This is a genomic window from Kitasatospora sp. NPDC087315 (genome assembly GCF_044744345.1).
Lineage (GTDB): Bacteria > Actinomycetota > Actinomycetes > Streptomycetales > Streptomycetaceae > Kitasatospora.
This window is the reverse complement of record NZ_JBIUYD010000001.1, coordinates 395163-420282: the sequence shown is the minus strand read 5'-3', so window position 1 is coordinate 420282 and position 25120 is coordinate 395163. Positions and strand designations below refer to the sequence as shown.

Annotated in this window: 23 protein-coding genes; 18 read left to right on the top strand and 5 right to left on the bottom strand. The window is 74.5% G+C overall.

What is annotated here, in order from left to right; genetic code table 11:
* Window positions 1-66 precede the first annotated feature (66 nt).
* From ACIO5D_RS01890 to ACIO5D_RS01870, 5 genes are all read left to right on the top strand, one after another.
* A complete protein-coding gene (locus tag ACIO5D_RS01890) occupies window positions 67-366 on the top strand; it encodes a hypothetical protein (RefSeq protein WP_363610161.1) in 300 nt (99 codons plus the stop codon).
* Window positions 363-1577 carry a glycosyltransferase gene (locus ACIO5D_RS01885; RefSeq protein WP_363610163.1) on the top strand — a complete coding sequence of 405 codons (1215 nt, stop codon included), beginning with the start codon at window positions 363-365 and terminating at the stop codon, window positions 1575-1577. The genes ACIO5D_RS01890 and ACIO5D_RS01885 overlap by 4 nt, the downstream gene beginning before the upstream one ends.
* Window positions 1578-1671: 94 nt before the next feature.
* Window positions 1672-2667 (top strand): ATP-binding cassette domain-containing protein, encoded by a 996-nt coding sequence (locus tag ACIO5D_RS01880; RefSeq protein ID WP_400654876.1) that lies wholly within the window; start codon window positions 1672-1674, stop codon window positions 2665-2667.
* A gap of 87 nt (window positions 2668-2754) precedes the next feature.
* Window positions 2755-3519: an ABC transporter permease gene (locus ACIO5D_RS01875; RefSeq protein ID WP_363610167.1), complete on the top strand. Its 765-nt coding sequence runs from the start codon at window positions 2755-2757 to the stop codon at window positions 3517-3519.
* Window positions 3520-3717: 198 nt separating this feature from the next.
* On the top strand, window positions 3718-4683 hold the full coding sequence (locus ACIO5D_RS01870) for an NAD(P)H-binding protein (RefSeq protein WP_363610169.1): 966 nt from the start codon (window positions 3718-3720) through the stop codon (window positions 4681-4683).
* Window positions 4684-4815: 132 nt separating this feature from the next.
* On the opposite strand, the gene ACIO5D_RS01865 is transcribed toward ACIO5D_RS01870, so the two are convergent.
* From ACIO5D_RS01865 to ACIO5D_RS01850, 4 genes are all read right to left on the bottom strand, one after another.
* A complete protein-coding gene (locus ACIO5D_RS01865) occupies window positions 4816-6120 on the bottom strand; it encodes a PLP-dependent aminotransferase family protein (RefSeq protein WP_400763210.1) in 1305 nt (434 codons plus the stop codon).
* Complete coding sequence (locus ACIO5D_RS01860; protein WP_363610173.1) at window positions 6117-7055, bottom strand: alpha/beta hydrolase; 939 nt, start codon at window positions 7053-7055, stop codon at window positions 6117-6119. The genes ACIO5D_RS01865 and ACIO5D_RS01860 overlap by 4 nt, the downstream gene beginning before the upstream one ends.
* 303 nt (window positions 7056-7358) lie before the next feature.
* Window positions 7359-8132: a methyltransferase domain-containing protein gene (locus ACIO5D_RS01855; RefSeq protein ID WP_363610175.1), complete on the bottom strand. Its 774-nt coding sequence runs from the start codon at window positions 8130-8132 to the stop codon at window positions 7359-7361.
* A gap of 138 nt (window positions 8133-8270) precedes the next feature.
* Complete coding sequence (locus ACIO5D_RS01850; RefSeq protein ID WP_400763214.1) at window positions 8271-9365, bottom strand: alpha-hydroxy acid oxidase; 1095 nt, start codon at window positions 9363-9365, stop codon at window positions 8271-8273.
* A gap of 170 nt (window positions 9366-9535) precedes the next feature.
* On the opposite strand from ACIO5D_RS01850, the gene ACIO5D_RS01845 reads away from it, so the two are divergent.
* The 12 genes from ACIO5D_RS01845 to ACIO5D_RS01790 all read left to right on the top strand — a co-directional run bounded on the left by ACIO5D_RS01845 (window position 9536) and on the right by ACIO5D_RS01790 (window position 21108).
* Window positions 9536-10978, top strand: coding sequence for a class I adenylate-forming enzyme family protein (locus tag ACIO5D_RS01845; protein ID WP_400793601.1), 1443 nt, complete (start codon window positions 9536-9538; stop codon window positions 10976-10978).
* 65 nt (window positions 10979-11043) lie between these two features.
* The gene (locus tag ACIO5D_RS01840) at window positions 11044-11334 is read left to right on the top strand and encodes a phosphopantetheine-binding protein (protein WP_363610181.1); all 291 of its coding nucleotides are present in this window, start codon (window positions 11044-11046) and stop codon (window positions 11332-11334) included.
* The gene (locus ACIO5D_RS01835; RefSeq protein WP_363610183.1) at window positions 11331-11591 is read left to right on the top strand and encodes an acyl carrier protein; all 261 of its coding nucleotides are present in this window, start codon (window positions 11331-11333) and stop codon (window positions 11589-11591) included. The genes ACIO5D_RS01840 and ACIO5D_RS01835 overlap by 4 nt, the downstream gene beginning before the upstream one ends.
* A complete protein-coding gene (locus tag ACIO5D_RS01830; protein ID WP_400763224.1) occupies window positions 11588-12706 on the top strand; it encodes a beta-ketoacyl synthase N-terminal-like domain-containing protein in 1119 nt (372 codons plus the stop codon). The genes ACIO5D_RS01835 and ACIO5D_RS01830 overlap by 4 nt, the downstream gene beginning before the upstream one ends.
* The gene (locus ACIO5D_RS01825; RefSeq protein ID WP_400793599.1) at window positions 12703-13212 is read left to right on the top strand and encodes a beta-ketoacyl synthase N-terminal-like domain-containing protein; all 510 of its coding nucleotides are present in this window, start codon (window positions 12703-12705) and stop codon (window positions 13210-13212) included. The genes ACIO5D_RS01830 and ACIO5D_RS01825 overlap by 4 nt, the downstream gene beginning before the upstream one ends.
* Before the next feature lie 151 nt (window positions 13213-13363).
* Window positions 13364-14983 carry a class I adenylate-forming enzyme family protein gene (locus ACIO5D_RS01820; RefSeq protein WP_400793598.1) on the top strand — a complete coding sequence of 540 codons (1620 nt, stop codon included), beginning with the start codon at window positions 13364-13366 and terminating at the stop codon, window positions 14981-14983.
* Entirely contained in the window at window positions 14980-16245 is a 1266-nt protein-coding gene (locus ACIO5D_RS01815; RefSeq protein ID WP_400793596.1) for a beta-ketoacyl-[acyl-carrier-protein] synthase family protein, read from the top strand. The genes ACIO5D_RS01820 and ACIO5D_RS01815 overlap by 4 nt, the downstream gene beginning before the upstream one ends.
* A gap of 41 nt (window positions 16246-16286) precedes the next feature.
* Complete coding sequence (gene hppD, locus ACIO5D_RS01810; RefSeq protein WP_400793594.1) at window positions 16287-17360, top strand: 4-hydroxyphenylpyruvate dioxygenase; 1074 nt, start codon at window positions 16287-16289, stop codon at window positions 17358-17360.
* Between the two features lie 56 nt (window positions 17361-17416).
* Entirely contained in the window at window positions 17417-18334 is a 918-nt protein-coding gene (locus ACIO5D_RS01805) for a phytanoyl-CoA dioxygenase family protein (protein ID WP_363610195.1), read from the top strand.
* Window positions 18331-19311, top strand: coding sequence for a thiamine pyrophosphate-dependent dehydrogenase E1 component subunit alpha (locus tag ACIO5D_RS01800; protein ID WP_363610197.1), 981 nt, complete (start codon window positions 18331-18333; stop codon window positions 19309-19311). Before ACIO5D_RS01805 ends, ACIO5D_RS01800 begins: the two co-directional genes overlap by 4 nt.
* Window positions 19308-20270 carry a transketolase C-terminal domain-containing protein gene (locus tag ACIO5D_RS01795; protein ID WP_363610199.1) on the top strand — a complete coding sequence of 321 codons (963 nt, stop codon included), beginning with the start codon at window positions 19308-19310 and terminating at the stop codon, window positions 20268-20270. Before ACIO5D_RS01800 ends, ACIO5D_RS01795 begins: the two co-directional genes overlap by 4 nt.
* A gap of 46 nt (window positions 20271-20316) precedes the next feature.
* The gene (locus ACIO5D_RS01790) at window positions 20317-21108 is read left to right on the top strand and encodes a DUF3050 domain-containing protein (protein ID WP_363610201.1); all 792 of its coding nucleotides are present in this window, start codon (window positions 20317-20319) and stop codon (window positions 21106-21108) included.
* 69 nt (window positions 21109-21177) lie between these two features.
* Here ACIO5D_RS01790 and ACIO5D_RS01785 read toward each other — a convergent pair whose 3' ends face one another.
* Window positions 21178-22527 (bottom strand): acyltransferase, encoded by a 1350-nt coding sequence (locus ACIO5D_RS01785; RefSeq protein ID WP_400654846.1) that lies wholly within the window; start codon window positions 22525-22527, stop codon window positions 21178-21180.
* 193 nt (window positions 22528-22720) lie between these two features.
* Here ACIO5D_RS01785 and ACIO5D_RS01780 point away from each other — a divergent pair, with 193 nt between their 5' ends.
* Window positions 22721-25069, top strand: coding sequence for an FHA domain-containing protein (locus ACIO5D_RS01780; RefSeq protein WP_363610205.1), 2349 nt, complete (start codon window positions 22721-22723; stop codon window positions 25067-25069).
* Window positions 25070-25120 lie beyond the last annotated feature (51 nt).

The window sequence follows — 25120 nt, the reverse complement described above, 5'->3', positions numbered from 1 at the left end:
CACAAGTGATCTCGGGCCGTTCTGAGACTCACACGCCCCGTGCCGTCGAGCAGGTGGAGCCCCCCGATGACCGATCGTGAACCCCCCGATTCCCCCGCCCCGGTGAGCCCGGAGCTGATCGCGCTGCTGCTGGAGGCCGCCGAGGCGCCGCCCGAATGGGCATCGTTGGTGACCCCGCAGGCCCGGCTGGACGGCGACCTGACGCTGGACGAGGTCGAACTGGCGGCCCTGGCCGCGAAGCTGCGTGAGCGCTACGGCCCGGCGGCCGATCTCGACCGGCTGCGCGCCGGGCTCGACCTGGCCGGCCTGGAGGCCCTGACCGTCGCCGACGTGCAGCGGCTGATCGCGGCGCAGGTGCGCCGATGAGCCGCTTCCTGCTGGTGGTGCCGCCGCTGACCGGGCACATCAACCCGACGGTGGGCCTCGCCCGCGAGCTGACCGCGCGCGGGCACGAGGTGGCCTGGACGGGGACGGAGTCCGTGCTGCGGCCGCTGCTCGGGCCCGGGGCGACGGTCCTGGGGACGGGCACCCGGGCGTTCCGGGCGCAGGGCGGACACGGGCTCGCCGCCCTGCGGTCGCTCTGGGAGGGCTTCATCGTCCCGTACGCGCGGTTCACCGCGAAGCCCCTGGACGCCGTCGTCCGGGAGTACCGGCCGGACGCGCTGCTGGTCGACCAGCACACCCCGGCCGGTGCGCTGGTCGCCCACCGGCACGGGCTGCCGTGGGCGAGCCTGGCGCCCGGCGCGATGGAGCTCGGCCGGCCGTTCCGGACGCTGCCGCAGGTCGAGGCGTGGATGACCGGCCTGCTGGGCGGGCTCTGGCAGCGGGCCGGACTGCCCGGGGAGGAGTACACCGATCCCCGTTTCTCCCCCGCCCTGGTGCTGGCGCTGACCGGCTCCGCGCTCACCGGCCCGGAGCCGTTCCCGGACCACTACGCGCTGGTCGGGCCGGTGCTGGCCGAACGGCCGGCCGACCCGGACTTCCCCTGGGAGCGGCTGCTGCCGGGGCGGCGGCGGGTCCTGGTGACCATGGGCACGCTGGCCGGGGACATCGGCGCGGACTTCCACGCGCGGGCGGTCCGGGCGCTGGAGCTGTGCGGGGACGACGTGCAGCCGGTGATCGCCGCACCGCGCGAGCTGCTGCCCGAACTGCCGCCCCACGCGGTGGCGGTGGACCGGGCACCGGTGCTGGAGCTGATGGCCCGCGGGGCGCTGGACGCGGTGCTCTGCCACGGCGGGATGAACACCGTCGGCGAGGCCCTGGCACACGGGATTCCGCTGGTCACGGCACCGATCCGGCACGACCAGCCGTTCGTCGCGGCGCAGGTCGCGGCGGCCGGCGCCGGGCTGCGGGTACCGTTCGCCCGGGTCGCACCGGAACTGCTGGCGCACCGGCTGCGGACCGTCCTGGACTCGGCCGCCCACCGGGAGTCCGCCGTCCGGGTGGGTGCCGCGCTGCGCGCGGGCGGCGGGGCGGTGACGGCGGCGGACCGGCTGGAGGCGCTGGTCACCGGCGGGGCGGCCGCGGTGCCCGGCGCGGCGCCGACGGCCGAAGAACATGCACATCCATTGGTCTAGGCCATTGTTTCCCGACCGTCGGAGACTCTAGGGTGGGCGCGCAGCACCGTTTTCTCAGGTGCCCCGGCAGCCCATCCCAGCACGGGAGTTCTGGTTGATCGAGACCAAGGGACTGCGCAAGTCCTATCGCAAGAACACCTCCCGCAAGCGCGGTGAGAACACCACCGTCGACGCCGTCCGCGGCATCGACCTGTCCGTCGCCGCAGGCGAGATCTTCGGTTTCCTCGGCCCCAACGGGGCCGGGAAGACCACCACCATGCGGATGCTCGCCACCCTGATCCGCCCGGACGGCGGGCAGGCCCGGATCGCCGGGGCCGACCTGCTCACCGACCCGGCCGAGGTCCGCCGCCGGATCGGCTACGTCGCCCAGGGCGGCGGCACCACCGACACGGTCAGCGCCCGCGAGGAACTCGTCCTCCAGGCGAGGATGTACGGCGCCGCCAAGGCACCGGCCCAGCACGCCGCCGAGGCCGCGCTGAAGGCCTTCGACCTGGAGGAGTTCGGCGACCGGCCGTGCGTCACCTACTCGGGCGGCCAGCGCCGCCGGGTGGACATCGCGCTCGGGGTGATCCACGCGCCCCAGGTGCTCTTCCTCGACGAGCCGACCGTGGGCCTGGACCCGGTCAGCCGCGGCCGGCTCTGGGAGGAGATCCGCCGGCTGCGCACCGAGGGCATGACGGTCGTGGTGACCACGCACTACCTGGACGAGGCGGACGCGCTCTGCGACCGGGTGGCGATCGTCGACCACGGCGAGGTGGTGGCCGAGGGCACCCCGGAGTCGCTCAAGCGGGAGATCTCCGGGGACGTCGTGCTGGTCGGGCTGGAGCCCGGCGGGGCGGGCTCCGAGGAGGACGGCTCCACCGCCGAGCGGGCGGCCCGGGCCCTGCGCGCGCAGCCGTACCTGCACCGGCTGGAGCTGCAGGGCGAGGACGGGCTGCGGCTCTACCTGGACGACGGCGCGGCGGCCATCCCGCAGCTGCTGCGTGTCCTGGACGGCGCGGGCGTGACGCCCGGCACCGTGCAGCTCCAACGGCCCAGCCTGGACGACGTGTTCCTGGCGCGGACGGGCCGTTCGCTGAAGCAGGCCTGACCCGCCGCGGCTCCGGCCCTGTCTCTCTCCCCCTTTTTCCAGCCCCTCTCCGCCTCCACGCTCCGACTCCACCTTCTGGGGACACCGATGAAGCTCGCCCGCGACACCTGGCTGGTCTTCCAGCGGCAGTTGCTGCTGATGATCCGCACCCCGGTCTGGATCGCCGTCGGAATCATCCAGCCGGTCTTCTACCTGCTGCTGTTCGCACCGCTGCTCAAGAAGGTGCTGGCGCCGGACGGCGCGTCCTCCTACGCCGACGCCTACCAGGTGTACGTACCGGGCCTGTTGGCGGTGCTCTGCATCTTCGGCGGCCTGTTCACCGGCTTCAGCCTGCTGGGCGAGCTGAAGGCCGGGATCATCGAGCGGTCCCGGGTGACCCCGGTCAGCCGGCTGGCGCTGCTGCTCGGGCGGGCGCTGCGGGAGATGGTGGCGCTGCTGGTGCAGGCGGTCATCATCACCGTGATCGCCCTGCCGTTCGGCCTGCGGGTGGGGCCGGTGAACCTGCTGCTCGCCTATCTGCTGCTGGGGCTGCTGGCGCTGATGACCTCGGCCGTCTCCTACGGCATCGCCCTGATGGTGCCGAGCGACGCGGCGATGGCCCCCGTGGTGAACACCATCGCGCAGCCGATCGCGCTGCTCTCCGGGGTGCTGCTGCCGCTCACCCTGGCGCCGGACTGGCTGCAGCAGACGGCCCGGTGGAACCCCTTCTACTGGGCCGTGGAGGGCATGCGGGCGCTGTTCTCGGGCCACCTCGGGGACAGCGCGGTCTGGCAGGGGCTGCTGGTGGTGGCCGTGATGACGGTGGCCGCCGTGTACTGGTCGGCGCGGCTGTTCTCCACCCGGGTGCGCTGAGCACCGGCGGAAGCGGGGGCGGGGCCCATTCGGCCCCGCCCCCGCTTTCGGCTGTCACGCGCCGTCGACGACACGCTGCGTGACCGGCCACGGGCGGGGAGGGGCCGCCGGATCCTGCCGACCGGGCGCGGCGAACGTACCCTCGTGCCCGGGGCCCCAGGCCGCCGGAGAGCACGACTCGATGACAGGAGGAGCCTCATGACAGGCGAGCAACCGGTTCTCGTGACCGGCGCCACCGGCAGTGTGGGCGGCGTGGGCAGGCTGGTGGCCGACGCGCTGCGACGGCGTGGCCTGCCGGTCCGCGCCCTCGTCCGGGTGGATGACGAGCGGGCCGAGGTGCTGCGCGCACTGGGTACCGAGGTCGTGGTGGGAGACCTGACCCGCGGTGCGGACGTCGCTCGCGCGTTGGACGGCTGCGGGCGGATGTACTTCGGCATGGGCGTGTCCGCGCAGTACCTGGAGGCGACGGTGACCGTGGCCTCCGCGGCCCGCCGGTACGGCGGCCTGGAGGTGCTGGTCAACATGAGCCAGATGACCGTCTCGCAGATGGATCTCACCAGTACGGCCGAATCGGCGCAGCAGCGCCAGCACTGGCTGGCCGAACAGGTCCTGGACTGGTCGGGCCTGCCCGTGACACACGTTCGGCCGACCGTGTTCCTGGAGAATCCGCTCTTCCGGGTCTTCGCGTACGAGTCGATGGCGAGGGACGGGACGATCCGGCTGCCCTTCGGGTCCGGCCGCACCTCCCCCGTCGCGGCCGCGGATGTCGCGGAGGTCATCGCGACGGTCCTGGCGGACCCCGCTGCGCACGTCGGCCGCCGCTACGAACTGACCGGACCCGTCTCGCGGGACCTGACGGAGCTGGCCGCGGAGTTCTCCGCGGTGCTGGGCCGGCCCGTTCGCTACCTCGACCCGCCGTACGACCGGTGGGTCGACCGGGAGTTGCGCCCGCTGGGGCTTCCCGGCCACGTCTTCGAGCACCTGGCGACCATGGCCCGCCTGCACGCCCTCAACCGCTACGACCGCGCCACCGGCGACATCGAGCTGGTCACCGGACGGCCGCCCACCGGGCTGCGGGAGTACGTCCGGGACAATCCCGGCCTGTTCCCCTCGGCGGCCCGCGCTGACGCCGGAGAGAACCCGGGCGGGCCGGCCGGGCGGTAGTGCCGTATCCGTCGCTGGTGCGGCCGATGGTCCCATGACCCCGAACGCGCCAGGCGGTGACCGATGTCGCCCGGCGCGTTCCAGGGCGAAACGCCCGGTCAGGCGCTCCCGGCCGTCAGGTGCTCCCGGCGGTCACACCTGGGCGCGGACGAAGCGCGCCAGGCTCTCGACGCCGTCCGCGATCTGCTCCGTCGTCAGTGAGCTGATGGAGAGCCTGAGCCGCCGCTCGCCCCCGCCCCCCGGGTAGAACGGCGCCATCGGCGTCCAGAGCACCCCGTGGTCGCGGGCGCACCGCTCCATGGCCGCGTCGTCGGCGGTGAACGGCACGGTCAGCACCGCGAAGAAGCCGCCCTCCGGACGGTTCCACGCCAACCCCAGGCGCCGGCGCTCCGGTTCGGGGAACCGCCGTTCCAACTCCCCCAGCAGCGCCGTCATGTTGGCCGCGTAGTAGGCCGTCGCGCGGGCGTTGGCGGCGCGCAGCCGGCAGTCGTGGTGCAGCAGCATGCCGCCGATGACGGCCTGGCTCAGCGCCGGGGTGTTGACGGTCGTCATGCTCTTCAGCTTGGCGAGTTCGTCGGCGAGCAGCGAGCGGCGCCCGCCGGGCCCGGCCACCTCCTGGTCGGCGACCACATAGCCGAGCCGGGCGCCGGGGAAGCAGGTCTTGGCGAAGGAGCCGAGATAGACCACCTGGCGGCGGTGGTCGAGCGCCTTCAGGGTGGGCCGCTCGCCGGGGTCACGGGCGAAGAAGCCGTACGGGTTGTCCTCGATCACCAGCAGCCCCTCGTCGGCGGCCGCGTCCAGCAGCCGGGCCCGGGCCGGGACGGGCATGCTGGTGCCCGAGGGGTTGGCGAAGTCGGGGACGACGTAGAGCGCGCGGGGCCGCCGCCCCCCGGCCCGGACGGCGGCCGCGGCGGCCCGGACGGCCTGCGGGTCGGGCCCGCCGTCCGGGCCCTCGGGCACCGGGACGGTGGTGAGGTCCAGCAGCCGGGCGGCGCCGGTGACGCCGACGTAGCAGGGCGAGCTGACCAGCAGCACGTCGTCCGGGGTGGCGCAGAGCGCGCGCAGGGTCAGCAGCATGCCCTCCTGCGCGCCGACGGTGAGCACCAGGGCCTCGGGGGCCACCGTGAGGCCCTCGTCGTTGGCCAGGGTGCGGGCGACCAGGTCGGCGACGATGCCCTTGGTGGGCCCGTACTGGAACAGGGCGGTGCGGACGGCGTCCCGGTCGAGGCCGCGGTCGGCCAGGTGGGCGAGGTAGGTGTCCAGATAGGTGTGGACGTCCTCGGGTTCGAAGAAGCCCTCGTAGGGGCGGCCGGGGGCGAAGGAGACCGCCCCGGGGTAGCGGGTGGTGACCTCGTTGAGGAAGGTCATCGCGTCCAGCAGCGGGTCCGAGAGGGAGGCGTGGAGCTCGCCGAGTGCCAGCGGCGGCGCGGCGTTCACCGCAGGGCCCCGCGCAGCCGCTCGGCGGCGTACCGCTGGGCCTCGCCGGCGGCGTCCAGGACGCCGGTCATGGCGAAGAATCCGTGCGGCACGCCCTCGTACCGGCGGGCCTCGACCGGGACGCCGGCCGCGCGCAGGGCCTCGGCGTACTGCTCGCCCTCGTCGCGCAGCGGGTCGTACTCGGCGGTGATCACGGTGGCGGGCGGCAGGCCGGCCAGGCTCGGGGCGCGCAGCGGGGAGGCGTGCGGGTGGTCGCCGTCGGCGGCGTCGGCGAGGTAGTGGCCCCAGTACCAGGCGACCGAGCGGCGGTTGAAGAGCAGCGGGTCGTCGTGCTCGCGCAGCGAGGCGGTGTCGGCGCGGTGGTCGGTGTTCGGGTAGACGAGCAGTTGGTGGCGGAGGGCCGGGCCGCCCTCGTCGCGGGCGAGCAGGGTGAGGGCGGCGGCGAGGTTGCCGCCCGCGCTGTCACCGCCGACGGCGAGGCGTTCGGGGTCGATGCCGAGGTCGGCGGCGTGGTCGGCGAGCCAGCGGGCGGCGGCACGGCAGTCGTGGACGGCGGCCGGGAAGGGGTGTTCGGGGGCGAGGCGGTAGCCGACCGAGGCGGTGACGCAGCCGACGGCGTTGGTGAGGCGGCGGCAGATCGCGTCGCTGGTGTCGGGCGAGCCCAGGGTCCAGCCGCCGCCGAAGAGATAGAGGAGGGCGGGCAGCCTGCGGCCGGTGGGCTCGGGGCGGTAGAGCCGGAGGGCGAGCCGGCCGCCGTCGGGGCCGGGGACGCGGTGCTCCTCGACGGCGGCGACCGGTTCGGGGGTGCCGGCGGCGGCCCGGATGTCGGCGAGGTCGGCGGCTCGGGCCTCGGCCGGGGTGAGGGTGTAGAGCGGGGGCGTGCCGGCGCTCGCGCGGCGGTCGCGCAGCGCCTCGGCCTGGGGGTGCAGTGGCATGTGGTCATCCCATCGGGCTGGGGGGTCGAACGGCCTGCGCCGGGGCCGGGCTTGCGCACCGGGCCCCGGCGGTCGGCCTGAAGGGCGGGAGGTCGGGCCCCGGCGGACGATCGGCGAACGACCTCGCGGGCGGCGGGTCACCGCCCGGCGGGCATCCGGGGGACGGCCCGGCGGGCAGTGGCCGGTGTCCGCCGACGAACGTCGAACGGCCTTACGGGCAGCGGGTCGTGGCCTGTCGGGCAACCTGCGGACGGCCGCCCGGGCAGGGGTTCGGAGCCCGCCGGACGAGCGGGGGCCCGGCTCTCAGCGGTCGGCCTCGACGTAGACGGTCTCGTCCGTGCGGAACGCGGTGTCGAGGTCGGCGACGTCGGCGCGGACACCCTCCCGGTAGGCGCAGTGCCGGATCTGCCCGGGCTCGAAGCCGGCCAGGGTGAGCACGTGCCGCAGTTCGTCCAGGTCGTAGATCCACTGGTGGCCGTAGTAGCGGAAGATCTGGTTGACCAGGAAGGCCGGGCGCTGCGGCATCGGCGGGCCGAAGCCCATGGTGGTGAGCCGTCGGCGGTGCTTGGCGAGGAAGCCGTCGTCGGTGGTGTAGCCGGCCAGGTAGCGGGCCAGGTCGGGGGTGGTGATCCGCAGGACGCCGCCGGGGCGGAGCACCCGTCGGGCCTCGCGCAGCCAGCCGACCGCGACCGGCATGGTGACGTGCTCGATCAGGTGCTCGGCGTAGACCCAGTCCACGCTGGCGTCGGCGAAGGGCAGCGGTTCGGCGATGTCGAGCTGGGTGAACCAGCGGTCTCCGTCGACGCGGTAGAGGGTGCCGGGTTCGGTCGTGGTGCCGGGGGCCCGCAGGGCGGTGAGGTCGGTCCCGAGGCCGGCCGGGTGGGCGGTCCGGAAGGCGGCGAACTCGATTCCGGTGAGTCCGAGTTCGCGGAATCCCTCGTGATCGCGCGGAAGGCCGGTGGGGGCCGGTTCGAGCTTCTGACAGGTGGCGACCCCGGCGCTGAAGCCGTCGAGGCGGGCGGCGAGGCCGTCGGGGTCGTCCCAGTCCCAGCCGGGGAAGGCGTCCTGCTTCTTCATGGCGTCGGTCTTTCTGTGCGGGTGCGGGCCCTGGTCCGGCGGGGCGGACGGGCGCGGCCCCGGCGCGGGGCCGGGGCCGGTTCGGGGTGCGGGCCGGGCTGCTGGGCGCAGGCCGGGCAGGTCCTGACGGGCCGGGCCCTACGACACGGGCCAGGGGGCGAGGGCGGTCCGGTTCAGCTCCGCGAGCCGGGGGCGCCCCAACAGGGCCATGGTGTGCTCCAGTTCGTCCCTCAGCAGGGTGAGGACACGGGCCACCCCGGCCTCTCCCCCGGTGGCGAGCCCCCACAGGACCGGGCGGCCGACCAGGACGGCGCGGGCTCCGAGGGCGAGCGCGACGGCGATGTCGGTGCCGCTGCGCACACCACCGTCGAGCAGGACCGGGAAGTCCGGCGGAAGGGCCTCCACGACCTCGGGGAGGGCGGCGAGGCCGGGCAGGGCGCCGTCCAGCTGGCGGCCGCCGTGGTTGGAGACCACGACCGCGTCGACGCCGTGCTCGGCGGCGAGCCTGGCGTCCTCGGCGGTCAGGATGCCCTTGAGGACCAGCGGCAGTCGGCTGCGCTCACGTATCCAGGCCAGATCGTCCCAGGTCAGAGTGGGGTCGAACTGCTCCCGGGCGTGGTCGGCGATGCCCGAGGAGCCGGCGTCGGCACGGTGGCTGGCGGCCATCAGGGCCGGGTCCAGGTTGACCGCGCGGATCTGCGGCGGGACGGCGAAGCCGTTGCGCAGGTCGCGCAGCCGACGGCCGATCCGGGGGGCGTCCACGGTGAGCATCAGGGCGCCGAAGCCGGCCGCCTCGGCGCGTTCGATCAGCGCGGCGAGGGCGTCGCGGCGGCGCAGCCAGTACAGCTGGAGCCAGAGCGGGCCGGTGGCCGCGGCGGCGATCTCCTCCAGGGTGCGGCTGGCGAAGATCCCGGCGACGAGCAGCGCCCCGGCCCGGCCGGCCGCGCGGGCGGTGGCGGTCTCCCCCTCCGGATCGACCAGTCGGTGGTAGGCCATCGGGGCAATTCCGACCGGCAGTTCGAGCAGGCTTCCGAGCAGGGTCTGCGCGAGCGAGCAGACCGAGACGTCGACGAGCGTACGGGGCCGCAGTGCGTAGCGGCCGAACATTTCCGGGTTCGCCGCCATGGTGCGTTCCGCACCGCTTCCACCTTCGATGAAGTCCCAAATTTCTGGGGGAAGTTCGGCGCGCGCAGCGCGCTCGATCCCGGCCAGCGTGAGTGGTCCCACGGGCATCCTCGTTCCCGGACGGCCGCGCTCGGACCTGTCCCGGAACGGGAGCGTAGGAGGTCCAGACCACATTGGTATAGACCTTGATTTGACCAATCGTCTGTGCAATCGTCTGGCAACGGAATTGGCCGTATTGGTTTGAACGGCGTCCATGTCAAATCTCCTCACTGCGTGGAGTGGCGTTGACCGGCATTTCCCTCTCTTCACCTCCGCCCTTCTCGCCCCCGCACACCGACGCCCCGGAACACTGGGCGGAACGGTTCCTGCTGGCCGGCCCCGGGGGCGAGGAGTGCCTTCGTTTCGGCACGCCCCTCGACCGCGACGCCCTGCGCGCCCTGGTCGAGGGACAGGCCGAGCGGCTCTCCGCCGCCGGCCTGGGCCCCGGCGGGACGGTGGCCCTGCGGCTGCCGCCCTCCACCGCCTTCGTCACCGTGCTGCTGGCCAGTTGGCGGCTGCGCGCCCAAGTGATCCTGCTGGACCACCGCCTGACGGACCATGAGATCGACCTGGCGGTCGAACGGCTGGCCCCACAGGTGCTGGTAGGGTCGGCACACCGGCCCTCGGGGTCGCTGCGCGGCTTCTCCGAGGTCGAGCCGGTGGCCGTCCGACTGTCGAACGGCCGGCCCGCCGGGACCGGGCACGCCCTGGTCCAGCTCAGCTCCGGGTCCACCGGCCCGGCCAAGGTGATCGCCCGCACCGCCAGTGATCTGATCCGCGAACTCGGCTGCTACCAGCAGCTGGTGGACTTTCCCGGCGAGGGCGAGCGGGTGGTGCTGCTCTCCTCGGTGGTGCACGTTCTCGGACTGGTCGGCGGGCTGCTCAACAGCCTGCACGCCCGCGCCCCGCTGACCGTGCCGGAACGGATGACGGCCGCGGGCATCCTCGCCACCGTCGCCGCCGACGACCGGCCCACCACGGTGATCGGCGTACCCTTCCACGCCGAACTGCTGTCCGGCACGGCCGCACCCCCGCCGCTGCCGCAGCTGCGCCGGATGATCGTGGCGGGCGAACTCGTCCGCCCGGGACTGCCGGACCTCTTCACCGCCCGCTACGGCGTGCCGCTGGGCACCATGTACGGGATGACCGAACTCGGCGTCATCGCGACCGATCTGACGGCCGGTCTGCACCCGGCGAAGGAGCCGGTCGCCGGGATGGAACTACGGATGGTGGAAGGAGAGTTGCAGATCCGGACGGCCGCCTCGCCGTATCCGGGGCTGGACGATCCGACCCGCTGGTCGGACGGCTGGCTGCACACCCGGGACGCCGCCGTGCTGGACCGGGCCACCGGGCGGGTCACCGTCCTCGGCCGCCGGGACTCCCAGGTCTCGATCGGCGGCCTGAAGGTGGACCTCACCGAGGTCGAGCAGACGCTCGCCGCCCTGCCCGGGGTCCGCGAGGCCGTCGTGGTCTTCGACGCGGGGGCCGTGGAGGCCTACCTCGCCGTCGAGGAGGGCGCCGACCCCGCCCTCGTCCAGGACGGACTCGCCGGGCGGCTCGCCGCCTACAAGCGGCCGCGCCGCCTCGCCTTCCTGCCCCTCCTCCCCCGTACCGCCACCGGGAAACTGCTGCGCGACCCCGCCGCCCTGCGCGACGCGGCCACCGCCGCGGTCCCGACCTGAGACCCGGCCCGTACCCGACCCCGACACCGCGCGCGCCGCACGCGCGCGAGCACAAGGAGCACACCATGCAGGACCGCATCCGCGAGTTCGTCCTCGCCGCACTGACCGAAATGCAGTACGACGTCTCCGAGGTGACCGGCGACACCGACCTCGGCCCGGCCGGACTCGACCTCGAGTCGCTCGCCCTGGCCGACCTGTCGGTGCAGGTCGAGGACGAGTTCGGGGTCAAGTTCGACCTCGACGAGATGGAGTCCACCGCGCTGATGACGCTCGACCAGTTCACCGCCGACATCGCCACGCGGATCAACGCCACCACCGCCGCCGCCACCACCGCCACCGCGGGCAGCCCGGCGTGACCGGCACCGCACTCCCCGGCCGGGCCGAGGTCCTCGGCATGCTGGCGGCGTTCGGGCAGCGCACCGCCGACACCGTTCCCGAAGAGCTCGGATCGCTCGAACTGACGTGGCTGATAGCCGAGTTCGAGCAGCGCTACGGCATCGAGCTGGATCTCGACGACGAGCGGTTCGAGGCCGTCCGCACGGTCGACGCCGCCACCGAGCTGCTGCGCGAGGCCGTCCTCGCCGCCGCGCCCGCCGGAGCCGCGCAGCCATGACCGGCCACGCCCCGCCCGCCGTCCGGCCCGTGGTCACCGGACTCGGCGTGCTCAGCGCCGTCGGCCGCGGGCTCGACGCGCTCGCCGAGGCGACCGCCCACGGCAAGGCCGCGTTCGGCCCGGTCACCCGGTTCGACGTGTCCCGGCGTCGGACCACCCGGGCCGCGCTGCTCGCCGAACCGGTGGCGCTCGCCGACGCCGTGCTCGACGTCACGGCCCAGGCCTGCCGGCAGGCCGGCCTGACCGCCGCGGACGGCGCAAAGATGCCCGTCCTGCTGGCCCTGCACAGCGATCTGCGGACCAGGGAGGTCACCGCGGCCGTCACCGCGGGGGCCGGAGCGGCCCTCGGGGTCCGGGGCGTCACCCGGGTCTACACCGGCGCCTGCGTCGCGGCCGGGACGGCGGTGGCCGACGCCGCCGCACTGGTCGCCGCCGGCCGGCACACCCGGGTCCTGGTCGCGGCCGGGCACCTGGTGGAGCCGGGCGTCTTCGGAGCCTTCGACGCCGGCCGGGCGCTGGCCCGCGACGGCGAGCTGCGCCCGTTCAGCGCCGGACGGACCGGCACCCTGCTCGGCGACGCGGCCGCCGCCGTGGTCGTCGAGGCCGGGCCCGCCGCCGAGCGGCGCGGCGCGCCCGTGCTCGCCCGGCTGGCCGGCTGGGGCCGGGCCGGCGACGCCCACCACGTCTGCCGCCCCGAACCGAACGGCGACGGGGCGGCGCGGGCCGTCGAGGCGGCACTCGCCCGGGCGGGCGCCGACCCGACGGAGGTCGGCTACGTCAACGCCAACGGCACCGGCTCGCCGCTCGCCGACCTGGCCGAGGCGCGCGCGCTGCGGCGGGTCTTCGGGGCGCATGCCGACCGGCTGCCGACGAGCTCCAGCAAGTCCGTCCACGGCCACGCCCTGGAGGCCTCCGCACTGCTCGAACTCGCCGTCACCATAGCGGCGTTGCGCGACGGCCTGCTGCCGGTGAACGCCGGCTGGCTCGGCCCGGACCCGGACGTCGGCCTCGACCTGGTCCTGGACGGCCCGCGCGCCGCCCGCCCCCGCTACGCGCTCAGCCTCAACTCCGCCTTCGGCGGCGCCAACACCGCACTTCTGGTGGCCGCCGGATGAACGGACCCCGCATCCTCGCCGAGGGCCGCTGGCCCGACCCGGAGCTGCCCGGCGGACTCCCCCCGCTGCCCGGCTTCTCCGCCTCCTCGTTCAGCCCGCTGGTGGCCGAGGCCGCCGAGCGCTGTCTCCGTGCCCACCACGGCGCCGACGCACCGGCCCCCGGCCGCACCGCCCTGCTGCTCGCCAGCAGCGGCGGCGACCGGGCCACCGCGCGGGCCATCGACACCGCCGCCTCCGGGCAGCGGGTGCCGCCCCTGCTGTTCTTCCAGTCCAACCCCAACGCCGTACTCGGGCACATCGCCGCCCGCTGGGGCCTGACCGGCCCCGTCGTGGCGATCAGTCCCGCCGAGGCCGTACCCGGGCACGTCCCGCAGGACGCGCTCGACCTGGCGGCGCTGCTGCTCGCGGACGGCGACGCCGACCAGGTCCTCGTCATCGCCGCCGAGCAGGCGGACGACGACGGCCGCCCCGACCGGGCCGTGGCCCTGCTGGTCGCCGCCGGCTGACCCCCCGGCCGCCCCGGCCGGACACCTCCGCGCCCTTCGAGCACCCCGCACGGAGCGCGCCCCACCGCGCCCACCCACCGCCATCGGGCGGACGGCCCCACCCGCCGCGCGCCGCCGCAGCACACCCAGCACCATCGGAGGATCCACCACCGTGAGCATCCGCAGTATCCGCACCCTTCTGGCGGACGACCCGGACGTCGGCGCCGGCAACGTACTGACCAGCCGCATGGCGCTCGGCCTCGGCCTGGACGAGCCGCTGCTGGCCTTCGACACCCCGGTGGACGGCCACGCCGCCTGGCACCCCTTCACCCTGCGGGAACTCGACCGCGCCGTCCGGGCCCGGGCCGCGTCCCTGCACTCCCTCGGCATCACCCGCCGCGACCCGGTGGTGGTGTACGCGACCGACGCCGCCGACCACGTCCTGGCCTTCCTCGCCCTCACCCGGCTCGGTGCCATCCCCGCGCTGCTCAACCCCAACGTGGACGGCGAGCGGGCCGCCCGCTACATCGGCCGGCTCGGCGCGGCCGGCGTCCTCGCCGACGGCCCGCACCTCGCCGCCCTCGCCGGCCACGACACCGGCACCCCCGTGCTTCCCGAGATCGGCACGCTCGGCGCGGGCGACCCGGACGCCGCCCCGGCGCCCTACCGCCACTGGTCCGGCGACCCGGTGGCGATCACCCACTCGTCCGGCACCACCGGCATGCCCAAGGCCGTGGTGCACTCGCACGCGAGCCTGTACGCGGCGATCCGCCACCGGCTGCGGATGCCCCGCCCGCAGGGCCAGGAGCGGATGCTCAGCGCGCTGCCCGCGCCGCACGCCGCCACCCTGATCGCGGTCAACCTGGCGCTCAGCTCGCACACCGAACTCGCCCTGCTGTCGAAGCAGTCCGGCACCGGAGTGCTGGACGCGATCGAGCGCCGCCGGCCGACCGGGGTGATCGGCTTCGCCGCCACCTGGGCCGAGCTCGCCCACCACGACCTCAGCGAGCGGCACCTGGACTCCGTCGCGCTCTGGTGGAACACCGGCGACTGCGCGCACGAGGTGCACATCCGCCGGCTGATCGCCGCGGGCAGCCGGGAGACCGTCACCCGCCAGGGCCGGGTGCGCGCCCCCGGATCGCTGTTCGTGGACGGCCTCGGCTCCACCGAGATGGGCCACTCCCACTTCTTCATCACCCACGGCCCCGGCACCGAGCGCTACGGCCGGTGCGTCGGCCGCCCGCACGCCTTCGTGGACTGCGAGGTGGTCGGCCCGGACGGCGAGCCGCTCGGCCCCGGCGAGGTCGGCGAACTGGCCACCACCTCCCCCACCCTGGCGCTCGGCTACTGGAACGACTCGGCCACCACCTTCCGCACCCGGCTCCGCGGCCGCTTCCTCACCGGCGACCTGATGTACCGGGACGAGGAGGGCTACTACTACCACGTCGACCGCGCCGTGGACTCGATCGAACTCGGCGGCGGCAAGCGGCTGTTCACCGCGATGTCGGAGGAGCGGGTACTGGCCCGCTGCCCGGACGTGGCGGACTGCACGGTGGTCGCCGTCCGGGACGGCGACCGGGTCGTCACCGACGTGCTGCTGATCCTGGCGGCCGACGCCGACCCGCGGACCGACCGGACGAAGGAGGTCACCGCCGCCCTCGACGAGGCCACCGCCGCGACCGTCCGGCAGGTCCTGGTCGTGGCGGGCGACGACATCCCGCTCGGCCCGACCGGCAAGGTCCGCAAGGTGCTGCTCCGGCAGCGCTACCTGGACTCGGCGGGCGCCCGATGAGCCCGGCCGGCGGGCGCCCCGCCGCCGTCATCACCGGCATCGGCCTGGTCACCCCGCTGGGCCGCAAGCCCGCCGAGGTGTTCGACGCGCTGACCGCCGGCCGCTCCGGCATCCGGGCCCTGCCCGAGGGCCACGCCGCGCACGGCTGGCTGACCGCCGCCGGGCTCGCCCCCGCCGTGGACGGCCGCGAGGTGCTGCCACCGACCGAGACCCGCTGCGTGGACCGCTTCGTGCTGCTCGCCCTCGCCGCCGCCGACGACGCGCTCGCCGACGCCGGCCTGGTGGTCGGCCGGGACGCCGACCCGCACCGCACCGCCGTCGTCCTCGCCACCGGCGGCGGCGGGCTGGAGACCTTCGAGCAGCAGTCGCACCGGCGGCTGGAACGCGGCCGGCCCGGCGTCAGCCCGTACCTGCTGCCCGGCATGCTCTCCAACATGGCCACCGCCCGGATCGCCATCAAGCACGGTATCCGGGGCTACAGTTCGGCGATCGTGACGGCCTGCGCGGCCGGCGCCCAGGCCGTCGCCGAGGGGCTTCGGCTGATCCGGGCCGGGGACGCGGACGTGGTGGTGTGTGGCGGCAGCGAGTCCTCACTGCACCCGACCATCGCCGCCGCTTTCACCAACGCCCGTGCGCTGTCGAGTGGTTGGGACGACCCGGAGCAGGCGAGCCGGCCGTTCGACGCCCGCCGCAACGGCTTCGTGCTCGGCGAGGGCAGCGCCGTGCTGGTCCTGGAACGCGCCGAGCACGCGGACGCGCGCGGGGCGGCCGGCTACGCCGACCTGACCGGCTGGGGCGCCTCCACCGACGCCCACCACCCGACCATGCCGCGCCCGGACGGCGCGGGCGCCGCCGACGCGATGCGCTCCGCACTCGCCAACGCGGGCCTGTCCCCCGCCGACATCGGCTACGTCAACGCGCACGGCACCGGCACCAAACTGGGCGACGTCGCCGAGACGGCCGCGCTGCGCTCCGTCTTCGGCGGGGACGGGCCCGCCGTCAGCTCCACCAAGGGCGCGACCGGCCATCTGCTGGGTGCCGCCGGAGCCCTGGAGGCCGTGGTCACCGCGCTGGCGGTGGCCCGGGGGACGCTGCCGCCCACGGTGAACCTCACCGACCCCGACCCCGCCTGCGATCTCGACCACGTCCGGGGCGCGGCCCGGTCCGCACCGCCGCGCCCCGCGCTGAGCAACGCCTTCGCCTTCGGCGGCCACAACCTCAGCCTGATCTTCGGCCCGGCGTCCACCCGGGCCACCAAGTAGCGCTCCGCCCACCGTCTTTTCCGTACGTCCGGGGAGAACCGTTGTCCATCCAGACCATCACCCATGTCGAGTACCACTGCGCGGACGCCGACAAGACCGCCGCCGGCCTCTGCGCCGACTTCGGTTTCACGGCCGAGGAGTTCACGCCCGAAACCTCCACGCCCGGGGCGTCCGGGCCCGACGAACCCACCGGACAGCCGGAACCCGGGCTGCGGGTCGTGTGGCTGCGCCAGGGCGGCATCCGGCTGTCCCTCGCCTCGGCCGCCGACCCCGACCACCCGGTGGCCCGGTTCGCGGCCCGGCACGGGGACGGCGTCGCCGTGCTCGCGCTCGGCTGCACCGACCCGCAGGCCGCGCTGGAGCGGGCGGAGCGGCACGGCGCCCGGGTGCTCGACCGGGCCGGCGGGCTGGTCGCCGGCTTCGGCGACGTGGCCCTGCGGTTCACCGCCACGACCGCCACGAGCACCACCGCGACCCCCGCCGGAGCCGCCGACGAGGGCGGCGAGGGCGGCCCGAAGGACCTGCTGGACGCGCTCGACCATGTCGCGATCTGCGTCCCGGCCGGCGAACTCGGCCCCGCCGTACAGTTCTGCGAGGCCGCGCTGGGCCTGCACCGGATCTTCGGCGAGTACATCGAGGTCGGCGAGCAGGCCATGGACTCCAGCGTGGTGCAGAGCGCCTCCGGCGACGTCACCTTCACCCTGCTCGAACCCGACACCACCCGCCGGCCCGGCCAGATCGACGACTTCCTGGACGCCAACGAGGGCGCCGGCGTCCAGCACCTGGCCTTCCGCACCGCCGACATCGCCACCGCCGTCCGGACCGCCCGCGGCCGCGGCGTGGAGTTCCTCACCACCCCGGGCGCCTACTACGACGCCCTGGCCGAGCGCCTCGGCTCGACCGCCATCCCGATCGAGACCCTGCGCGAGCTCGACGTCCTGGTGGACCAGGACCACGGCGGACAGCTGTTCCAGATCTTCGTCCGCTCGACGCACCCGCGGCGGACGCACTTCCTGGAGCTGATCGAGCGCCAGGGCGCGGGCACCTTCGGCACCGCCAACATCAAGGCCCTGTACGAGGCCGTCGAGCGGCAGAAGTCCACCGCCGCCGCCTGACCGGACCCCGCCCCGCCGAAACCCACCCTCGCCCTCTCCCCGAGGAGGCCCACCCCATGACCACCGCAACCGAGTTCCGGCTCACCGACGCCGAACGCGCCCTGCTGCCCACCCCCGAGGAGGTGGCCGGCTACCTCGAACACGGCTGGTACCTCTCCCGCCGGCTGTTCAGCGACGAGGAGCTGGACACCCTCCAGGCCGCCACCGAGAAGTACTACGAGGGCCACCGCGACCGCACCCTGGCGGTCCGCCCGCCCAACCTCGCCTCCTGGGAGCCCGCCCACGGGCCGATCCAGCGGCACAACGACTACGTGCACTACGAGAGCGACGCCATCGGCTCGATCCTGCGCAAGCCGCTGCTCGGCGCCGTCGCCGCGCTGCTCGCCGAGGCCGAGGAGATCCGGGTCTTCCAGGCCACCCTGATCTACAAGCCGCCGGTGCCCGGGGAGCCCAGCAACCAGGTGCCCTGGCACTTCGACAGGCACTACTGGCAGACCTCGACCTCCGACCGGATGCTCACCGCCTTCCTCCCGTTCCACGACTGCGGGGAGGAGAACGGCACCATCACCATGGTCGACGGCAGCCACCGCTGGCGCGAGCTGGACTCCGGCGAGGACTCCACCCGCCACTTCGCCCAGCGCTCCCGCGCCGAGCTGGAGGACATCCTGGCCGCCAACGCCGCCCACAACGGGCAGCAGGTGCGCAAGGTCCCGATGGTGATCCCGCGCGGGCACGTCAGCTTCCACCACTGCCGCACCTACCACGGCAGCGGCGCCAACCTCTCCACCGCGCCGCGCCGGGCGGTCTCGCTGCACCTCCAGGACGGCGCCAACGAGTACCGCCGGCACGAGAAGGCGGACGGCAGCCCGGTGGTCTACAACCACGACGTGGTGGTCCGGCGCACCGCCGACGGCCGGCCCGACTACGCCGACCCGGACATCTGCCCCACCGTCTGGCGGGGAGAGACCGGGTGACGACACCGCTCGACACGCCGGAGCGGCGGTACCGGATGCTGCGGCTGATCCGCGGCTTCGAGGAACTGGCGCTCACCCTGGTCAGGTCCGGGGTGATCACCGGCGGCATCCACCCGTACATCGGGCAGGAGGCGGTCGCGGTCGGCGTCTGCTCCGCGCTGGGCGACGGCGACCGGCTCACCAGCACCCACCGCGGTCACGGCCACGTCCTCGCCCGGGGTGCCGACCCGCGCCGGCTGCTCGCCGAACTCGCGGGCCGGGTCGACGGGTTGAACCAGGGCCGGGGCGGCTCGATGCACGCCGCCGACCTCTCACTGGGCATCCTGGGCGCCAACGGCATCGTCGGCGCGGGCGCGCCGATCGCCGTCGGCGCCGCCTGGGCCGCCCGGCAGGCCGGCGAGGACCGGGTCGCGGTCGCGTTCTTCGGGGACGGCGCGCTCAACCAGGGCGTCCTGCTGGAGTCGCTCAACCTGGCCGCGATGTGGCGGCTGCCGGTCGTCTTCGTCTGCGAGAACAACGGCTACGCCACCACGCTGCCCGCCGCCACCGCGGTGGCGGGCAGCGCCCTCGGCCGGGCCGCCGCCTTCGGCATCCCGGCCGCCGAGGTCGACGGCATGGACACCGAGGCCGTCCGGTCGGCCGCCGAGGAGGCCGTCGGGCGGGCCCGGGCCGGCGGCGGCCCCGCCTTCCTGGAGTGCCGCACCTACCGATTCGAGGGCCACCACACCATGGAGCGCCGGATGAAGCTGCGCTACCGCACCCCGGAGGAGGTGGCCGGCTGGCGGGCCCGCGACCCGCTGCTCCGGGCGGCCGAGGCCATCGGCGCGGCCCGCGGCGAAGCACTGGACGCCGAGGTGGCGGCCGAGCTGGCCGAGGCCGAGCGGTTCGCCCTCGCCTCCGAACATCCCGACCCCGCGGGCGCGTTGGACCACCTGTACGCCGACGGGACCAGGCCGCGGGCGGGGGCGGTGGCATGAGCCGGCTCTCCTACACCAAGGCGCTCAACCGGGCGCTCGCCGACGAACTGGCCGCCGATCCCTCGGTCTGCCTGTTCGGCGAGGACATCGGCGCCGGGCTGGCCGGGCCGACGCTCGGCCTGCTGGACCGCTTCGGGCCGGACCGGGTGGTGGACACCCCGCTGTCCGAACAGGCCTTCACCGCCATGGCGGTCGGCGCGGCACTCGCCGGGCGGCGGCCGGTGCTGGAGTTCCAGATCCCCTCGCTGCTCTTTCTGGTCTTCGAGCAGCTCGTCAACCAGGCCCACAAGTTCTCGCTGATGAGCGGCGGCCAGGCGAGCGTCCCGCTGACCTGTCTGGTACCCGGTTCCGGCTCCCGGGACGGCTGGGCCGGCCAGCACTCCGACCACCCGTACAGCCTGTTCGCGCACGCCGGGGTGAAGACCGTGGTGCCCGCCACCCCCACCGACGCCTACGGCCTGCTGCGCTCGGCCGTCCAGGACCCGGACCCGGTCGTGGTGTTCGCGCCCGCCGCGGCGCTGCCCGTCCGGGAGAACGTCACCTGGGAGCTGGCCCCCGTCCCGCTCGGCTCGGCCCGGGTGCACCGCACCGGGACGGACGTCACCGTGGTCGCCGTCGGCCACCTGGTGCACGACGCGCTGGCGGTCGCGCAGGAGGTCGCCGACGACATCTCCGTCGAGGTCCTCGACCCGCGCACCCTCCACCCCTTCGACTGGCCGGCGCTCGCCGCCTCCCTGGAACGCACCGGCCGGCTGGTGGTCGTCGACGACTCCAACCGGAGCTGCGGCATCGGCGCCGAGGTACTGGCCACCGCCGCCGAGGAGATGCGCCTGATCGCCCCGCCCCGGCGGATCACCCGCCCCGACGGAACCGTCCTGCCCTTCGCCCCCGCACTCGACCGCGCCCTCCAGCCGGGCCGGGAGCAGCTGCGCCACGCCCTGTACGCCGTCATGAAGTAGCCACCCCGGCACGGCCCTTACCACCACCCCGCCCCAAGGAGTCTCCATGTCCACCAACCGCTACCACTGGGACCGTTCGCACCCCGGCCTGACCGGCCTCCAGCAGGCCATCGACCCGCTGCGCCGCGAGGTCGTCGGGCACACCGTCTACGGCGGGCTGAACAGCGTCGAGCGCGTCCGCACCTTCCTGGACCGGCACGTCTTCGCCGTCTGGGACTTCATGTCGCTGCTGAAGAGCCTGCAGCGCGAGCTGACCTGCGTCGACGTGCCGTGGGTTCCGAACGGGCCGACCGCGAGCCGTCGGCTGATCAACGACATCGTGCTGGTGGAGGAGAGCGACGAACTCGGCGAGGGCTTCACCAGCCACTTCGAGCTGTACGTCGAGGGCATGCGGCAGGCGGGCGCCGACCCGAAGCCGGTCGAGGCCTTCCTGGAGCTGCTCCGCTCGGGCACCGCGGTGCCCGAGGCGCTGAAGACCGCCGGGGTGCCGCAGGCCGCCGTCGACTTCACCGCGACCACCTGGGAGATCATCGAGAACGCGCCGGTGCACTGCCGCGCGGCGGCCTTCGCCTTCGGCCGCGAGGACCTCATCCCGGACATGTTCGCGCAGGTCATCAAGATCGAGGACCCGGACGGCGGGCTGACCGTCTTCAAGGACTACCTGGCCCGGCACATCGAGGTGGACGGCGAGCAGCACACCCCGATGGCGATGCAGATGCTGATCGACCTCTGCGGCGACGACACCGCCAAGTGGGAGGCCTGCGCCGAGACCGTGCGCACCGCGCTGCGGGCCCGGGTCCGGCTGTGGACGGCGATCGAGGAGGCGTTCCCGGCCTGATCCCGGGGCACGGACGGGAGGGGGGCGGCCGGCCGGCCGCCCCCCTCCCGTCTGCCAGGTACCGCTCCCTCAGAGCACCTTGGGAACGGTGGCGGCCAGCGGCGGCAGCACGTCCGCCGGGTCGCGGAAGCGGTGCAGCGCCGCCCGCCCCTCGGCGCCGCGCAGCCGGGCGGCGAGCCGCGCCGGCAGCACCACCGTGGTGAGGAAACCGGTGCCGTGGAAGCCCTCGACCGTCCAGGAGACCCACGGCAGCGGGTAGTTGGCGGCCGGGCTGAAGAACACCGGCCGCTGGCCCTGGAACCGCAGCTCGTACGCGCCGAAGCGGCTCCAGTTGGAGAAGCTGAAGCGCCGCCGCTGCGGGTCGAAGCCGAGCGGCATGCAGTCGCGCAGCCGGGCCCGGCCGATCGCCTCCAGGAAGCCGAGGTTGGCGCGCAGGTTGAGGTGCCCGGTGGCGAAGTCGTCCAGCGCCGCCCGGAGTGCGCCCGCGAGCGCCGCGGGCCCGTCCTGCGGGGTCTGCGGCAGGTGGACCTCGCTGAGCAGGTTGCCCACCAGGGCGGGTGGCAGGCCCAGCCAGCGGCGCGCGTCGACCGGCACGGTCAGCCAGCGCTGTTCCCGGTCGTCGTCCAACTCCCGCAGGACGCTGGTGACATGGGCACAGAGGACATCGCCCGAGGAGAGCCGGCGCCCGGCCTTCGCGGTGAAGTCCTCGCGCATCCGGGCGATTTCGGCGTCACCGAAGTACAGCTGGACGGTCCGGTTGGCCCGTGGCCCGCTCGCCACCTCGCGGGCCAGCTGGGCGGCCTCCTCCGGCCCGGGCAGCCGGAAGCCGGGCCGGCCACAGTCCTCGGCGGGCAGCACCTTCTCCAGCAACGCGTCCTGGTCCTCGACCAGTTCGGCCTCCGGCAGCTCCTCCCCCTCCACCGCGGCGGACCAGGCGCGCAGCAGCAGCATGAAGCTCTGCAGGTCCCCGATCGCGTGGTGCCAGGAGCAGCCCAGCACCGTGCCGCCGCCCGAGGGCCGGGTGATCCGGACGGTGAGCAGCGGCAGACCGCCCGCCCGCGCGGCCGGGGCGTCCACCGGGTCGACGAGCTGCGCGCCGACCGAGGTGACCCGGCCCATCGCCTCCGCGAGCGTGCCGTCCACCTGGTAACTGTCCATCGGCACACCGGAGTCGTCGCAGACGGCGGTCAGCTCCTCCCCGTCCGTGCGGAGCCGGCCGGCGAACACCGGCACCCGGTCGAGGGCCCGCGCCAGCCCGGCGGCGAGCCGGTCCTCGTCCAGGGTCTGCTCGAAGAAGAGGACCACCGAGACCGAGAGGTCGGCCAGCATGGTGTCCATCAGCCCGCAGCGCAGTACCGTTCCCGGGGCCCGGCCGGCCCTGACGGTCCGGGAATCGCGCAACTGGGGCCAGACGCTCATGTTCCATCCCGGAGGGTTCGCGGGGAGTCGTGCACGTCACCCCGAACGGCAGGGCCGCACTCCGATACGGCGGGGCGGCACCCCGAACGATAGGGCAGTGGCCGGTCACCGATCCAGTGGTCCAGTCCAATTCATTGGCGCCGGCGGGGAACCGGACCGGCCCCGGCGGCCCGGCGGCGATAGAATCCGAGCTATGGGAGAGGGCGCAGGCGTGCCCACCGCGCCGCCGATGGTTCTCGTCACCGACAGGGACTCGCAGCTGATCGACCCCGGCCGGGCGTACCACGTCGGCCGCGACCCGACCAGCGAGATCGTCCTCGACGACCCCCGGGTCTCCTGGCACCACGCCGTGCTGCGGGCGGCCGACGGGCACTGGCTGCTGGAGGACGTCGGCAGCACCAACGGCACCTTCGCCGACGGCCGCCGGGTCCGGCAGGAGGACGTCGGCCCGGGCACCCGGCTGCGGTTCGGCAGCCAGGCGGACGGCCCGTCCGCCACTCTCACGGACCTGCCCGCGCCGAAGCCGGGCGACCGGCCGTCCCTGGTCGCCCCGGCGGCGTCCGGTGTCTTCCGGCGGCCGAGCGCCGTACTGCGGCTGCCCGACCGGACGGTGCAGATCGGCCGGGCGGACGACAACGACCTCGTCCTGGACGACCTGGTGGTCTCCCGCCACCACGCGGAGCTGCGCGCCCGGCCCGACGGCGGTCACGAGATCGTCGACCTGACCAGCCACAACGGCACCTACGTCAACGGCCGGGCGGTCGAGCGCTCCCCCGTCGGCCCGGCCGACATCATCGGTGTCGGGCACTCGGTGCTCTGCCTGGCCGGCGACGAACTCGTCGAGTACACCGACACCGGCGAGATCTCGCTCAACATCCAGGGCCTGGTCGTCCGGGTCGGCGCCGAACGGCGGGTGCTGCTGGACGACGTGAGCTTCCCCCTCGCCGAGAAGGCGCTGCTCGCGGTGGCCGGCCCCAGCGGCGCGGGCAAGTCCACCCTGCTCAACGCCCTGACCGGGCTGCGCCCGGCCGACGAGGGCACCGTCCTCTACGACGGGCGCGACCTGTACCGGGACTACGCGGAACTGCGCCGCCGGATCGGCCTGGTGCCCCAGGACGACATCCTGCACACCCAGCTCACCGTCCGCCGTGCCCTCTCCTACGCGGCCGAACTGCGCTTCCCCGGCGACACCGACAAGCGCGAGCGGGAGGCCAGGGTCGACGAGGTGATCCACGAACTCGGTCTGGACCGCCGGGCCGACCTGGTCGTCTCGCGGCTCTCCGGCGGCCAGCGCAAACGCGTCAGCGTCGCCCTGGAGCTGCTGACCAGACCGTCGCTGCTCTTTCTCGACGAACCCACCTCCGGCCTCGACCCGGGCATGGAGCGTTCGGTGATGCAGATGCTGCGCGGCCTCGCCGACGACGGCCGCACGGTGGTCGTGGTCACCCACAGCGTGCTCAGCCTGGACGTCTGCGACCGGCTGCTGGTGCTCGCCCCCGGCGGCCGCACCGCGTACTACGGCCCGCCCGGCGAGGCGCTGCCGTTCTTCGGCTTCACCGAGTGGCCGGAGGCGTTCGAGGCGTTCGAGAGCGAGGACCACGAGGCCTGGCAGCGCCGCTTCCGCGAATCCCCGCAGTACGAGCGGTACGTGACCGCCGAGGCGCTGCCCGCCGTCCACCCCGGGCCCCGGACCCCGGCGGAGGGGGCGGCGGCCGGTCCGGAGCAGCCGCAGGGCTGGTTCTCCCAGCTCGGCACGCTCGTCCGCCGCTACACCGCCGTGCTCGCCGCCGACCGGCTCTTCCTGACCGTGATGACCGCGCTGCCGTTCCTCATCGGCGTGATGTGCCGGGCCATGGCGGGTACCCGGCTGACCTCGGACAACGCCCTCAACTGCCTGCTCACGCTCTGCATCGGCGGCCTGCTCACCGGCTCGGCCAACGCGGTGCGCGAGCTGGTCAAGGAGCGGCCGATCTACCAGCGGGAACGGGTGGTCGGACTGTCCAGATCCGCGTACCTGGTCTCCAAGGTGGTGGTGCTCGGCACCGTCACCGTCGTCCAGGCGGCCGTCCTGACCGTCGTCGGCCTGGCCGGGGTCACGCTCACCACGGCCGTACCGGACGGGGTGCTGATGCCGCCGCTGCCCGAGCTGATCCTGGCCGTCGCGATGCTCTCCTTCTGCGCCATGATGCTCGGCCTGCTGGTCTCGGCCGCCGTCCGCAAGGAGGAGGCCACCATGCCGCTGCTGGTGCTCCTCTCGGTGGTGCAGATCGTGTTCAGTGGCGCCATGCTGAAGCTGCACGGGGTGCCAGGCCTGGAACAGTTCGCCTGGCTGGTGCCCTCCCGCTGGGGCCTGGCCGCGATGGCCAGGACCATCGACCTGCACACGATCCTGCCGACCGCCATCACCGCCGACCCGATGTTCCGCCACGACGGCGCCGGCTGGCTGCTCTCCATGGGCATGCTGGTCGCGCTCTCGGTGGTCCTGGGCGTGGCCGTGCTCGCCCTGTTGCGCCGGCAGGAGCCCGCGATCATGCGCGGGTAGACCGCCCCGGAGCCCGCGAGGGCAGCCGGGGGAACCGCCGAGCCAGGAGCC

What these genes read in the sequence shown, in the direction of transcription:
- ACIO5D_RS01850 (WP_400763214.1), bottom strand. Translation starts at nt 9,365, where the DNA reads ATGCCCGTGGGACCACTCACGCTGGCCGGGATCGAGCGCGCTGCGCGC.
- ACIO5D_RS01870 (WP_363610169.1), top strand. Translation starts at nt 3,718, where the DNA reads ATGACAGGCGAGCAACCGGTTCTCGTGACCGGCGCCACCGGCAGTGTG.
- ACIO5D_RS01840 (WP_363610181.1), top strand. Translation starts at nt 11,044, where the DNA reads ATGCAGGACCGCATCCGCGAGTTCGTCCTCGCCGCACTGACCGAAATG.
- ACIO5D_RS01785 (WP_400654846.1), bottom strand. Translation starts at nt 22,527, where the DNA reads ATGAGCGTCTGGCCCCAGTTGCGCGATTCCCGGACCGTCAGGGCCGGC.
- ACIO5D_RS01780 (WP_363610205.1), top strand. Translation starts at nt 22,721, where the DNA reads ATGGGAGAGGGCGCAGGCGTGCCCACCGCGCCGCCGATGGTTCTCGTC.
- ACIO5D_RS01825 (WP_400793599.1), top strand. Translation starts at nt 12,703, where the DNA reads ATGAACGGACCCCGCATCCTCGCCGAGGGCCGCTGGCCCGACCCGGAG.
- ACIO5D_RS01875 (WP_363610167.1), top strand. Translation starts at nt 2,755, where the DNA reads ATGAAGCTCGCCCGCGACACCTGGCTGGTCTTCCAGCGGCAGTTGCTG.
- ACIO5D_RS01860 (WP_363610173.1), bottom strand. Translation starts at nt 7,055, where the DNA reads ATGCCACTGCACCCCCAGGCCGAGGCGCTGCGCGACCGCCGCGCGAGC.
- ACIO5D_RS01795 (WP_363610199.1), top strand. Translation starts at nt 19,308, where the DNA reads ATGAGCCGGCTCTCCTACACCAAGGCGCTCAACCGGGCGCTCGCCGAC.
- ACIO5D_RS01805 (WP_363610195.1), top strand. Translation starts at nt 17,417, where the DNA reads ATGACCACCGCAACCGAGTTCCGGCTCACCGACGCCGAACGCGCCCTG.
- ACIO5D_RS01790 (WP_363610201.1), top strand. Translation starts at nt 20,317, where the DNA reads ATGTCCACCAACCGCTACCACTGGGACCGTTCGCACCCCGGCCTGACC.
- ACIO5D_RS01855 (WP_363610175.1), bottom strand. Translation starts at nt 8,132, where the DNA reads ATGAAGAAGCAGGACGCCTTCCCCGGCTGGGACTGGGACGACCCCGAC.
- ACIO5D_RS01815 (WP_400793596.1), top strand. Translation starts at nt 14,980, where the DNA reads ATGAGCCCGGCCGGCGGGCGCCCCGCCGCCGTCATCACCGGCATCGGC.
- ACIO5D_RS01890 (WP_363610161.1), top strand. Translation starts at nt 67, where the DNA reads ATGACCGATCGTGAACCCCCCGATTCCCCCGCCCCGGTGAGCCCGGAG.
- ACIO5D_RS01830 (WP_400763224.1), top strand. Translation starts at nt 11,588, where the DNA reads ATGACCGGCCACGCCCCGCCCGCCGTCCGGCCCGTGGTCACCGGACTC.
- ACIO5D_RS01885 (WP_363610163.1), top strand. Translation starts at nt 363, where the DNA reads ATGAGCCGCTTCCTGCTGGTGGTGCCGCCGCTGACCGGGCACATCAAC.